13 protein-coding genes and 1 pseudogene are annotated in these 11,438 nt (G+C 71.9%); 9 read left to right on the top strand and 5 right to left on the bottom strand.

Annotation, left to right across the window (positions count from 1 at the left end):
* Positions 1–32 precede the first annotated feature (32 nt).
* The 5 genes and pseudogenes from ACWD0J_RS40150 to hemC all read left to right on the top strand — a co-directional run.
* Positions 33–122 (top strand): annotated as a pseudogene (locus ACWD0J_RS40150) (WhiB family transcriptional regulator); the annotation flags it as partial.
* An 81-nt stretch (positions 123–203) separates the two neighbouring features.
* Positions 204–1,184, top strand: a complete 981-nt coding sequence (locus ACWD0J_RS40155) for an ATP-dependent DNA ligase (protein WP_451500806.1) — start codon at positions 204–206, stop codon at positions 1,182–1,184.
* Between the two features lie 160 nt (positions 1,185–1,344).
* Entirely contained in the window at positions 1,345–2,121 is a 777-nt protein-coding gene (locus tag ACWD0J_RS40160; RefSeq protein WP_451500807.1) for an NPP1 family protein, read from the top strand.
* A 100-nt stretch (positions 2,122–2,221) separates the two neighbouring features.
* Positions 2,222–3,265 carry a questin oxidase family protein gene (locus ACWD0J_RS40165; RefSeq protein ID WP_451500808.1) on the top strand — a complete coding sequence of 348 codons (1,044 nt, stop codon included), beginning with the start codon at positions 2,222–2,224 and terminating at the stop codon, positions 3,263–3,265.
* A gap of 43 nt (positions 3,266–3,308) precedes the next feature.
* Positions 3,309–4,250 carry a hydroxymethylbilane synthase gene (hemC, locus tag ACWD0J_RS40170; RefSeq protein WP_451500809.1) on the top strand — a complete coding sequence of 314 codons (942 nt, stop codon included), beginning with the start codon at positions 3,309–3,311 and terminating at the stop codon, positions 4,248–4,250.
* Between the two features lie 16 nt (positions 4,251–4,266).
* Here the strand turns inward: hemC and ACWD0J_RS40175 are convergent, their stop codons facing one another.
* Entirely contained in the window at positions 4,267–4,782 is a 516-nt protein-coding gene (locus ACWD0J_RS40175; protein WP_451500810.1) for a hypothetical protein, read from the bottom strand.
* Between the two features lie 171 nt (positions 4,783–4,953).
* Positions 4,954–5,079, bottom strand: coding sequence for a hypothetical protein (locus tag ACWD0J_RS40180; protein ID WP_451500811.1), 126 nt, complete (start codon positions 5,077–5,079; stop codon positions 4,954–4,956).
* A gap of 289 nt (positions 5,080–5,368) precedes the next feature.
* On the opposite strand from ACWD0J_RS40180, the gene ACWD0J_RS40185 reads away from it, so the two are divergent.
* On the top strand, positions 5,369–6,160 hold the full coding sequence (locus ACWD0J_RS40185; protein ID WP_451500812.1) for an RNA polymerase sigma factor SigF: 792 nt from the start codon (positions 5,369–5,371) through the stop codon (positions 6,158–6,160).
* Between the two features lie 15 nt (positions 6,161–6,175).
* On the opposite strand, the gene ACWD0J_RS40190 is transcribed toward ACWD0J_RS40185, so the two are convergent.
* Positions 6,176–6,508 (bottom strand): ANTAR domain-containing protein, encoded by a 333-nt coding sequence (locus ACWD0J_RS40190; RefSeq protein WP_451500813.1) that lies wholly within the window; start codon positions 6,506–6,508, stop codon positions 6,176–6,178.
* Positions 6,509–6,676: 168 nt separating this feature from the next.
* Here ACWD0J_RS40190 and ACWD0J_RS40195 point away from each other — a divergent pair, with 168 nt between their 5' ends.
* Positions 6,677–7,480 carry a VOC family protein gene (locus ACWD0J_RS40195; protein ID WP_451500814.1) on the top strand — a complete coding sequence of 268 codons (804 nt, stop codon included), beginning with the start codon at positions 6,677–6,679 and terminating at the stop codon, positions 7,478–7,480.
* 36 nt (positions 7,481–7,516) lie between these two features.
* Here ACWD0J_RS40195 and glgX read toward each other — a convergent pair whose 3' ends face one another.
* Both glgX and ACWD0J_RS40205 read right to left on the bottom strand, forming a co-directional pair.
* Entirely contained in the window at positions 7,517–9,682 is a 2,166-nt protein-coding gene (gene glgX, locus ACWD0J_RS40200) for a glycogen debranching protein GlgX (protein WP_451500815.1), read from the bottom strand.
* Complete coding sequence (locus ACWD0J_RS40205) at positions 9,679–10,191, bottom strand: pep a2 (protein ID WP_451500816.1); 513 nt, start codon at positions 10,189–10,191, stop codon at positions 9,679–9,681. Before ACWD0J_RS40205 ends, glgX begins: the two co-directional genes overlap by 4 nt.
* Before the next feature lie 299 nt (positions 10,192–10,490).
* Between ACWD0J_RS40205 and ACWD0J_RS40210 the strand changes: the two genes are divergently transcribed.
* Together ACWD0J_RS40210 and ACWD0J_RS40215 are read left to right on the top strand one after the other, a co-directional pair.
* Positions 10,491–10,790: a DUF5133 domain-containing protein gene (locus ACWD0J_RS40210; RefSeq protein WP_451500817.1), complete on the top strand. Its 300-nt coding sequence runs from the start codon at positions 10,491–10,493 to the stop codon at positions 10,788–10,790.
* A 75-nt stretch (positions 10,791–10,865) separates the two neighbouring features.
* Positions 10,866–11,438: maltotransferase domain-containing protein (locus tag ACWD0J_RS40215; protein ID WP_451500818.1), on the top strand; the 573-nt coding region annotated here is incomplete at its 3' end.

The raw sequence follows: 11,438 nt of genomic DNA on the forward strand, positions 1-11,438 counted from the left end.
CCTGCATGTAATACCAAGGAGAGGTAGCAGCCATGGACTGGCGTCACAACGCCGTTTGCCGCGAAGAAGACCCCGAGCTCTTCTTCCCCATCGGCCGCCCGCAACGGCACACCGCCCCCGCCGCGCCGCCGAGGACGGCGCCGTTCAGGCGAACCCGGCGGGTGACGCGCGTGGCGGCGGGCGCGCGCGTCGACAACTGACCCGTGAGCCTCCCGCTGATCCCGCCCATGCTCGCCACGCCCGGCACCCTGCCGCCCGCCGCGCAGGACGCGCACTGGGCGTACGAGACCAAGCAGGACGGCCAGCGGGTGGTGGTCTATCTCGCCGGGGACGGCAGCGTGGTCCTGCGCGCCCGCTCCGGAGAGGTCGTCACCGTCGCCTACCCCGAGCTGCTGCCGCTCGGCCGCGCGCTCGGCGCCACCCCCGCCGTGCTGGACGGGGAGGTGCTGGCGCTGGACGAGGAGGGGCGTGCCGACTTCCAGCTGCTGCAGTCCCGCATGGGCCTGGTGCAGGCGCCCGGCAGGGCGGCACGCAGGGCCGCCGAGCTCCCCGTCCACCTCGTCCTGTTCGACGTGCTGCACCTGGACGGGCGCTCCCTCCTCGCCCTGCCCTACACCCGGCGGCGCACCCGTCTGGAGGCACTGGGCCTGACCGGCCCCTACTGGTCGACCCCCTCCGCTCTGGTCGGTCACGGCGAGCAGGCCCTGCGGGCCACCCGTGAACACGGGCTGGAGGGCCTGGTCTGCAAGCGGCTGGACTCCGCGTACGAACCCGGGGCGCGCTCCCGGGCCTGGATCAAGATCCGGAACATGCGCAGCGAGGACGTCGTCGTCGGCGGCTGGCTGCCCGGCAAAGGGCGGCTGACGGGCCTGCCCGGTGCCGTGCTGGTCGGCCAGCGCGCCGCGGGGCGCCTGCGCTACGTCGGCGGCGTGGGCACCGGCTGGAGCGGGACCGAGCGGGAGCAGCTCGCCGCGCTGCTGCGGGCCGCCGCGACGGACGTGTGCCCCTTCGACCCCGTTCCGCCGGTCGCGGACGCGCACTGGGTGCTGCCCCGGCTGGTCGGCGAGGTCCGCTACAGCACCCGCACCCGGGCCGGGATGCTGCGCCAGCCGTCCTGGCTGCGGCTGCGGCCGGACCTCGCACCCGAGGAGTCGGCGGCCGACCTCCCGAACGACCTGACCTGACCTGGCATGACCTGACTTTTCGTCACGTCCGCAGTGTTGGGGCTGCCTTCACCAGAGAGACACTCGCGACCTCTTGGCGCGGACATGAAAAGCCGGGAAGCTGATCTCCCTTGCCCCCCCACAGCCGTTCGGCTGCGCCCGGAACCAAGAGGAGGACGCAGTGTCGTCACCGTCGTTCAAGGCACACCGCAGGAGATGGCTCACCGGCCTGGCCGGCGCCGCCGCCCTCGTCGTCGCCTTCCCCACCGCCGCCTTCGCCGCCCCGCCGCAGGCGTTGCCCGCCAACGCCGAAGCCGCCGAGAAAACCTTCCAGCCGGCCTTCGACTACGACACGGACGGGTGCTACCCCACGCCCGCCATCGGGCCGGACGGCACCGTCAACAGCGGTCTCAACCCGACCGGTGCCCTCAACGGCGACTGCCACGACGCCTCGGACCTCGACAACACCAACAGCTACTCGCGCTCCAAGTGCAACAACGGCTGGTGCGCCTACATGTACAGCCTGTACTTCGAGAAGGACCAGGCCGTCGCGGGCAGCAGCCTCGGCGGGCACCGGAACGACTGGGAGCACGTCGTGGTCTGGGTGCAGAACAACCAGGCCCAGTACGTCTCGACGTCCAACCACGGCTCGTTCACGGTGACCGCGGCGTCCGGAATCCGCTTCGCCGGCACGCACGCCAAGGTCGTCTACCACAAGGACGGCGTCAGCACGCACTGCTTCCGGCCGGCGGGCTCGGGCGACGAGCCGCCGGAGAACCACAAGGGCACCTGGCAGTACCCGCCGCTGGTCGGCTGGAACGGCTACCCGGCGGGCCTGCGTGACAAGTTGAGCGCGTACAACTTCGGCAGTGCCAACTTCGGACTGAAGGACGGCAGCTTCACGACCAACCTCGCGTCGGCGAAGCCGTCCGGGATCACCTTCGACCCCAACGCCTGACCCGGCGACGGGATCGGGCGCGAGACGTAGGACCCAGGAACCAGGGGTCTGCGCCCCGTGCCCGATCCCGGCCCGCCGGTGCGCGGCATAGCGTCCGCACATGGACATGACCGACACGGACGGCACGGGCGGCACGGGCGGCACCGACGGCCGCCTCGAAGAAGCCCTGGAACGCCTGCACGCCTCAGGGCCGGAGCGGCTGGGCCGGCTCAGCAACCACGCGCCCATGGTCGTCGAGGCGCTCGCCGCGCACGGACACGCCGGCGCCGTGCACCGCTGGCTCGACCGCTACCGGGACAGGCTGGAGGACTTCCCCGCCCCGGTCGCCGCCGTCACCGAAGGCAACTGGCCCGAGGCACTGGGCGATCCGCGCCGGGCCGCCGACTGGACCGGCTACTTCTCCCGCGCGCTCGCCGTACACCCCTGGCGGGACGTCCTCGCCCGGTGGTGGCCGCGCCTGCTGCCGGGCATGTACGGCGGCTCCACCCACCCGGTCATCCGGGTCGGCCACGCCGTGCGCGCCCTCGAAGCCGGGCAGAACGCGCCCCGGCTCACCGAACTCGCGCACGGCCTGGGCTACTGGGCGGCCCGGCACCACCCCGTGTCCGGGATCGCCCCGCTGCCCGGCGCGCCCTCCGCCGCGCGCTCCCTGGACGCCACGCCCGCGATCGAGGCGGCCGAGGGCGGTTTCCCGGCCCGGCTCGCCGCCGTACGCCGCCTGCCGGTGTGGGCGGACGACGTCACCGACCCGGACACGGCCAGGGCACGGCTCACCGAACTCGTACGCGCCGCCACCCATCGCTACGCCACCCACGGCCACGGCGAGGAGACCATGCTGGTGCACGCCGCGACGGCCCCCAACGCCGTGCTGCGGACCCTGAACGCACTGCCCCGGCAGCTGTGGGCGCCGAGTCTGCGGGCCGCCTGGACGGCGTCGGCGGCGGTCACCTCGATGTACGCGCCCGCGCGACCGGTCGCGTACACACCGCCCGCACGGCTGACGGCCGAAGAGGTCCTGGAGCGTGCCCTCGCCCACGGCGACGAGCACGTCATCAAGTTCACCGACACGGCCCTGGACGTCGGCGACGAGCAGGCGCTCGCCGCCGCGCTGCGCTCCATGGAACTCAGTGCGCCCCTGTCCTGAGGCGCCCGAACCGCACGGACGCACTGCCCGAAGCGACTATCGTGTGCGCATGTCCGTGCCCGAACTGGTCCGCGTCGTCTCCCGCGACTCACCGATGGCCCTCGCCCAAGTGGAGCGCGTCCGCGCCGAGTTGGCCGCCCTGTATCCCGGGATGCGCACCACGGTCGTACCGGTGAAGACCACCGGCGACAAGTGGATGGGCGATCTGTCCCAGGTGGAGGGCAAGGGGGCGTTCACCAAGGAGGTCGACGCCGCCCTGCTGGCCGGCGAGGCCGATCTCGCGGTGCACTGCGTCAAGGACGTGCCCGCCGACCGGCCGCTGCCCGCGGGCACGACGTTCGCCGCGTTCCTGAAGCGGGACGACATCCGCGACGCCCTCGTCCACCCGGACGGCCTCACCCTGGACGAACTCCCGGCCGGCACCCGGATCGGCACCTCCTCGGTGCGCCGGGCCGCCCAACTGGCCGCCACCCACCCGCACCTGGAGTGCGTGCCGTTCCGCGGCAACGCCAACCGGCGGCTGGAGAAGCTCGCCGCCGGTGAGGCGGACGCGCTGCTGCTCGCGGTGGCCGGCCTGGAACGCATCGGCCGGCGGGACGTGATCAGCGAGATCCTCTCCCCCGAGACGATGATGCCGCCGATCGGCGCGGGCGTTCTCGCGCTCCAGTGCCGCGAGGGCGACACCGGGCTCATCGACACGGTCGGCGCGCTCGGCGACCGGGACACCCATCGGGAGGCCACCGCGGAGCGGATGTTCCTGCACGTCCTCCAGGGGCACTGCAACAGCCCGATCGCCGGGTACGCGCGCGTGGACCGCGGGGGCGAACTGTCCCTGCGGGCCTGTGTGTTCACCCCGGACGGCAAGACCCGCCTGAACGCCCACGAGTGGGCGGGCCGCCTGGACCCGGCGACGCTCGGCACATCGGTCGCCGTGGCTCTGCTGCGGCAGGGCGCCCGCGAGATCATCGACGGCATCCCGCACTGAGCGGCGGCGGTCCGCGTCAGGCGGTGCCCTCTTCGGCCTGGTTCCGGAGGAAGTTGCTCACCTGGCAGGCGAGGCCGTCCCGCACCGCTCCGGTGCCGACCGCCCCTTCCTGCAGTCCGATGCCGCCCGCCCACAGCCGGCGGTCGGCCCACTCCTCGTCGACGCGCAGCTGGATCTGCACGTCCACCTGGTTCAGGGACGCCTCGGGTCCGGCCGCGTACAGCACGGCGGTCGCCCGGCGCAGCGGGTAGACGTCGAAGCCCTCGATGAACTGCGAGTTGCGCCAGTCGATGAACGCGCTCTCCCCGTCGGGACCGATCCGCACGTCGATCTGACCGTCCTCCAGATGGATGCCGAAGTGCCGGCTGCCGCGGTTCTCGACGGTGACGCGGAGCCGGAAGTACGTGAGCCCTTCGGCGGCGTCGTCCCGTCCGCGCGGCGGCTCGGCCGCTTCCAGACGGTGGACGCGGACCCGCAGACCGGCATGCTCGTCGTACTCCTGCCAGTCCCCGACCACGTTCGGCTCGTACACAGTCCACCTCTCGACCTCGCAGAGCTGCTTCCTATCTGTGTGCTCAGCGCACTGTCAAATGAGCGGAATGCGCTGTGGCCAGCGAATTCGTCCCGTTGATCAGTGATCAAGCCGTGCGCAGGAAGAATCCGCCGACCGGGCGGACGGCCCGGTTCTGGCGCGTGCCGCACATCACTTTCCGGCCGGTCCCGGCAGGAGGGCGGTGAGACGGCGGACGGCCGGAGTCTTTCCGGCGCCCTTCGGGCCGAGCAGCCCGAACATCTCACCCCACGCCGCGGTCAGGCCGGGTCCGTCCATCCCAGGGCTCCCGTCTCACGGTCTCGACGTGAGCTCTTTAGCAGAGGTAACCGACCTCAACGGGAGAGTCAGGAGCGTTCTCACTCGTTCGGAGCACACGGTCGCAGGCAGTCACCGTGTCCACGGAACGGTTTCGATGCTGGGCAAGTCGGGAATATGCGCCTATGTGCTTCGGACAGGAGGCACGTCCGTGGGAGCCGGCCCGCCGGGCCCCGGGTGTTCTCCGCAAGGTCCGTGCCCGCGCCCCCGGTGTCTGTCCATCCAGCACCTGCTGAGGGAGGCGCGCGGTATGCCTGGCACTGGCAGAACGAAGACCCACCCGCACGACGACGCCCCCGACACCGCCGCGGCCTTCGAACGGCTCGTGGCGCTGCCCGAGGGCCCGCAGCGCAAGACGCTGCGCGACGAACTGGTCGAGCTCTGGCTGCCCATGGCCGAGCGGATCGCCGTCCGGTTCCGGGGGCGCGGCGAGAACCTCGAAGACCTCTACCAGGTGGCCGCCCTCGGGCTGGTCAAGGCCGTCGACCACTACGACCCGGCACGGGGCTGCGCCTTCGAGGCCTACGCCGTGCCGACCATCACCGGCGAGATCAAGCGGCACTTCCGCGACCACATGTGGACGCTGCACGTACCGCGCCGCGTCCAGGACCTGCGCAACCGGGTCCGGCAGGCCGGCAAGGAGCTGGCGCAGACCACCTCCGGGCGGGCGCCGACGGTGGCGGAGATCGCCGCGTACGCGCGCATGACCGAGAGCGAGGCCCGCACCGGCATGGAGGCGCTGGAGTGCTTCTCCGCGCTGTCCCTGGAGGCCGAGATGCCCGGCACCGACGGGTACGCCCTCGGGGACGCGCTCGGCGCCCCGGATCCGGCCTTCGACATCGTCGTCGACCGCGTGGCCGTCCGGCCCTGCCTGGAAGCACTGCCGGAGCGCGAGCGCACCATCCTCTACCTGCGCTTCTTCCGCGGCATGACGCAAAGCTGCATCGCGGAGCAGCTCGGCATCTCACAGATGCACGTCTCCCGGCTGCTCAGCGGCTGCTTCGACCGGCTGCGTGAGGAGATACTCGCCGAATCCGGCTGAACCGCACGGCCGCCGTCACGGTGGCGGCGCTCCCGGGATCTGCGTGGGGCCGTAGCGGTCGAGGGCGTCCTCCAGCTCCGCGCGGATCTCCGGGGGCATGTCTCCGGCGCGCCCCCAGATGAGGATCAGCTCCGCGACATAGCGGAGCTTGATGTTCGTGTGCTGGGAGACGTCCTTCAGGACCTGCCACCCCTGGTCCGGGGTGACTCGGCCGAGCGCGACGACCATGCCGATGGCCTGGTCCACGACGGCGTGCGAGGCGACGGCTTCCTTGAGCTGGTCGACTTCCGCCTGCAGCTCGAAGATGCGGTCCGACTCGTCGGCGGGCTCGTGCGATACGCGTGACACGCCTCCATCCTGTTCACCCTGCCGGTCCCGCGCCACCGGGCGGAGGCGGACGGGGCACCGTTTCTCCACCACCACCGGGGTACTCGGCAGGCGCCCCGGGCGGTTCCGGCCGGACACTGGGACGAGACCCCGTGGTCCCCCGGCCGACGAGAGCAGGACACGACTGTCATGAACCACGACGTGAGTCCCCCCAGCGCCACCAAGGACATCATGTCCACGCACTCCGTCTTCGGCGCTCCCTGCTGGGTCAGCCTGACCAGCCGTGACGTGGAGGCGACCGAGAAGTTCTACTCCGCGGTGCTGGGCTGGCGGTGGCAGCCGGCGAAGCTCGGCGACCGCTTCCGCATGGCGCTGGCGGAGGAAACACCCGTCGCCGGGATCGCCGCGGTCGCGAACATGTGGCAGATGGCGGTCGCCTGGACGCCGTACTTCGCCGTGCCCAGCGCGGACGAGGCCGCGGCACGGGCGCAGGAGCGCGGCGGTACGGCGGCGGTCGGCCCGCTGTCCTTCCCGCCCGGGCGGGCGGCCCTGCTGGCCGACCGGGACGGCGCGACCTTCGGCATCTGGGAGGGCGAACTCTTCGCCGACTGGGAGAGCTGGCGCGAGGCGCAGCCCGCGTTCATCCGCCTCCACACCCGCGACGCCTTCGACGCCGCCATCTTCTACGGCGAGGTCCTCGACTGGGCGTCGGAGCGGCCCGGCTGCTGCGAGGTCCACTACGAGGGCGGCGAGGTCGTGCTGCGCAGCCACGGGAACATCGTGGCCCGGATCACCTCCGGGGCCCTGGGGTCGGCTCCCGACCCGGCGGTCCGGCCGCACTGGCAGGTCCACTTCGCGGTCGCGGACGTGTCGGCCTGTACGCGGGCCGCCGAGGTGCACGGCGGCAGCGTGCTGTCGAAGGGCGGCGACGAGGCCGTGCTGCGCGACCCGGACGGCGCGCAGTTCACGGTGACCTCGCGCCGCGAGCGCTGACCGGGCCCGCGGCGCCCTTCGGGGTGCTCGTCCCGGCTACGCGCCCGCGCCGCCGCGGCCCCGCCGGGCGGTGCGCGAGGGCCTCGACAGCAGCACCAGGCTGCGTGCCTCGACGGTCACCTCCGTGTCCGCCTTGTGCTCGGACTCGTCGGCGCCCTGCGGTTCGGCGGTGTCGATCAGGGTCGTCCAGCGTTCGCCGTAGGCGACGTCCGGCAGCCGGAAGTCCACCGGTTCCCAGTAGCCGTTGAGCAGCAGCAGGAACGAGTCGTCGACGACCGGCCGCCCGCACGGGTCGGGTTCGGCGATGGCGTCGCCGTTGAGGAAGACGCCGACCGAGTGGGCGTCGGAGCACTGCCAGTCCTCGTCGGTCATCTCGCGCGCGTCCGGCAGCAGCCACACCAGGTCGGGCAGCGGCTGGCCCGCGTGGGTGACGGTCTCGCCGCGGAAGAAGCGGCGCCGGCGCAGTACGGGGTGGGCGGCGCGCAGCCCGATGACGTACCGGGTGAAGTCGGCGAGGTCGCGCTGCCGGCCGGTCAGCCGCCAGTCGATCCAGGAGACGTCGTTGTCCTGGCAGTAGGCGTTGTTGTTGCCGCGCTGGGTGCGGCCCAGTTCGTCGCCGTGGCCGAGCATCGGGATGCCCTGGGACAGCAGCAGCGTGGCCAGGAAGTTGCGCTGCTGGCGGGCGCGCAGGTCCAGGACGGCCGGGTCGTCGCTCTCGCCCTCGGCCCCGCAGTTCCAGGACCGGTTGACGCTCTCGCCGTCCCGGTTGCCCTCGCCGTTGGCCTCGTTGTGCTTGTCGTTGTACGAGACCAGATCGTGCAGGGTGAAACCGTCGTGCGCGGTCACGAAGTTGACGCTGGCGCGGGGGCGGCGCCTGCTGTGCTGGTAGAGGTCCGCCGAACCGGTCAGCCGGGAGGCGAACTCGCCGAGCGTGTGCGGCTGGCCGCGCCAGAAGTCCCGTACGCAGTCGCGGTACTTGCCGTTCCACTCCGACCACAGCGGCGGGAAGTTGCCCACCTGGTAGCCGCCCTCGCCCACGTCCCACGGTTCGGCGATGAGCTTGACCCGGCTGATGACCGGGTCCTGCTGGATCAGGTCGAAGAACGCCGACAGCCGGTCCACCTCGTGGAACTGCCGGGCGAGTGTGGCCGCGAGGTCGAAGCGGAAGCCGTCGACGTGCATCTCGGTGACCCAGTACCGCAGCGAGTCCATGATCAGCTGGAGCACGTACGGGTGCCGCATCAGCAGGCTGTTGCCGGTGCCGGTGGTGTCGTAGTAGTGCCCCCAGTCGCCGTCCACCAGGCGGTAGTAGGAGGCGTTGTCGATGCCGCGGAAGGAGAGGGTGGGGCCCTTCTCGTTGCCCTCGGCGGTGTGGTTGTAGACGACGTCCAGGATCACTTCGAGCCCGGCCGCGTGCAGCGCCTTCACCATCGCCTTGAACTCGGTGACCTGCTGGCCGCGGGTGCCGCCGGCGGCGTAGGCGTTGTGCGGCGCGAAGAAGCCGATGGTGTTGTAGCCCCAGTAGTTGGACAGGCCGCGGTCCGTCAGCACGCCGTCCTGCACGAACTGGTGGACCGGCATCAGCTCGATGGCGGTCACCCCGAGCGAGGTCAGGTGCTCGATCACCGCCGGATGCGCGAGACCGGCGTAGGTGCCGCGCAGTTCGGGCGGGACGTCGGGGTGGGTGCGGGTGAGTCCGCGGACGTGGGCCTCGTAGATCACGCTGTCGGCGTACGGCCGTCCGAGCGGCTGATCGCCGCCCCAGTCGAAGGCGGGGTCGGTGACCACGCCGAGCATGGTGTGCCCGGCGCTGTCGGACCGGGAGGGTCCGTCCGGCGCGCGCTCGAAGAGGGAGGCGTGGTTGTCCACCTGGCCGTCCACCGCCGTGGCGTACGGGTCGAGGAGGAGCTTCGCGGGATTGCACCGATGGCCCAGCGACGGCTGCCAGGGGCCGTGCACCCGGTAGCCGTAACGCTGTCCCGGTCCGATCCCGGGCAGGTAGCCGTGCCACACGAAGCCGTCGGCCTCGGTCAGCGGGACGGGCGTGTGCGTGCCGTCGTCGTCGACGAGGATGAGCTCGACCCGTTCGGCGACCTCGCTGAACAACGCGAAGTTGGTGCCGTCGCCGTCGTGTGCGGCGCCCAACGGGTAGGGGTGCCCGCTGCACGCGGACACCCCTTTCCGGCGCGGTCGCGCGGTCACCGGGCGTCCTCCAGGACGCCGTCCGGCGTGCTCTCGGGTCCGGCCAGGGCCGCGACGCGCACCTCGCGGGGCACCTGGAGCACCTCGCGCAGGTCGGGCGAGGGTGCCGTCGGCACGAGCGGGACGCGTTCGCCGGCGCGGGCGCGCTGGGAGAACCAGATGACCTTGCTGCCGGTGTCGGTGGCGCAGCAGCCCCAGCCGTCGCTCATCGCCGCGATGTGCTCCAGGGCGCCGCGCAGGTCCTGGTCCGGACGCAGGTCGCAGTCGTTCTCCCCGACGGCGGTGATGAGGTGCTGGCCGTTCCACCACATCTCGATGGAGGCGTTCTTGTCGGTGGCGTGTTCGTCGATGGCCTTCAGCAGCATCTCGGTGCCGCGGCAGACGGGCTCGACCAGGGTCTCCAGGTCCCAGTACCGGAGATGAGCGGCCAGGATGCGCCTGACCTGTCCCACCCGTTCCGGGCCGACCTCCACGTCGAGGTGGTAGTAGCAAGGCACTGCGGTGTTCATCGTCGTTGGCTCCTCACCGGCGAAGCTCTCGCTTCTCCTCGCCCCTGCGGGACTCGGGTCCCGAACACGAAGCGTGAGCACTGATTGCTTCTGAGTCACCTCAAGAGTGGGTGTCCTAGCCCATTCGTGCAACACGAGCGCACATCTGAGGTGGTTGAAGACCCAACAAGACGCTGCGTCATAACGCGTGCACCATGTGTGAAGACCTCGATGCCCGTAACGGATCCGTGCGTGTCCGCGCGGCAGCCGCCCGACGGTCGGGAAGACGCGCCATCGAGTCCTGGAAGGTGAACGGCACCATGCTGCTACCGGCCAAAGCCGACGTGGCCCGGCACCTGCGGCGGTACCGGGCGTGGGAACGCATGATGCTCGCCGCCCCCGCCGACCGCCGGATCCGGTCCACCTTCGAGGACTCGGGCCACACGCTCTGCGTGCTGATGGGAAAACGGTGCGCGCGCGAGGCCGCGGACGCCGCCGAACGCTATCTGCGGACCACCCCGGGCGCCTACCTCCAGGAAGAGCGCGGCCGGCCCGGTCCGCGGGCGGTGACCAGACGGGACCCGCCGGCGTCGGACCGGCGGTCCCCCGCGGGGAGGTAGCCACCTTCCGGCGCAGCTTCGTTTCCCGGCCGGGCCACACGTCCGGACCAGTCGAGCACGGCGGAGGTGTTTCCCATGAGTTCGATCCCGGCCATCGGCCGTATTCCCGTCCGGGACGTCAGGCCGGCCGTGGACGGCGGCCGCCGTCCGGCGAAGGCCGTCGTCGGCGAGACGTTCGAGGTCACCGCGACCGTGTTCCGCGAGGGCCATGACGCGGTCGCCGCCAACGTCGTCCTGACGGATCCCGAGGGCCGGCACGGTCCCTGGACGCCGATGCGGGAACTGGCTTCCGGCTCCGACCGCTGGGGCGCCGAGGTCACCCCGGACGTCGAGGGCCACTGGACCTACCGCGTCGAGGCGTGGAGCGACCCGCTGGCCACCTGGCGTCGCATCGCCCGCATAAAGGTTCCTGCGGGGATCGACACCGGGCTGGTCCTGGAGGAGGGCGCCGACCTCCACGAGCACGCGGCGGCCGGGGTGCCGCAGGGGCCGGGACAGGCGGCGGTGCTGGCCGCCGTGAAGACCCTGCGCGACGACTCCCTGCCGGTCGCGACCCGGCTGGCGGCGGCGCTGACGCCGGAGGTGGACGCGGTGCTGGCCCGGTATCCGCTGCGGGAGCTGGTGACGGCCTCGGAGTCGCTGCCGCTG

It is taken from the genome of Streptomyces sp. NPDC003011, from assembly GCF_053591515.1.

What these genes read in the sequence shown, in the direction of transcription:
- ACWD0J_RS40210 (WP_451500817.1), top strand. Translation starts at nt 10,491, where the DNA reads ATGCTGCTACCGGCCAAAGCCGACGTGGCCCGGCACCTGCGGCGGTAC.
- ACWD0J_RS40205 (WP_451500816.1), bottom strand. Translation starts at nt 10,191, where the DNA reads ATGAACACCGCAGTGCCTTGCTACTACCACCTCGACGTGGAGGTCGGC.
- ACWD0J_RS40185 (WP_451500812.1), top strand. Translation starts at nt 5,369, where the DNA reads ATGCCTGGCACTGGCAGAACGAAGACCCACCCGCACGACGACGCCCCC.
- ACWD0J_RS40165 (WP_451500808.1), top strand. Translation starts at nt 2,222, where the DNA reads ATGGACATGACCGACACGGACGGCACGGGCGGCACGGGCGGCACCGAC.
- ACWD0J_RS40180 (WP_451500811.1), bottom strand. Translation starts at nt 5,079, where the DNA reads ATGGACGGACCCGGCCTGACCGCGGCGTGGGGTGAGATGTTCGGGCTG.
- ACWD0J_RS40195 (WP_451500814.1), top strand. Translation starts at nt 6,677, where the DNA reads ATGAACCACGACGTGAGTCCCCCCAGCGCCACCAAGGACATCATGTCC.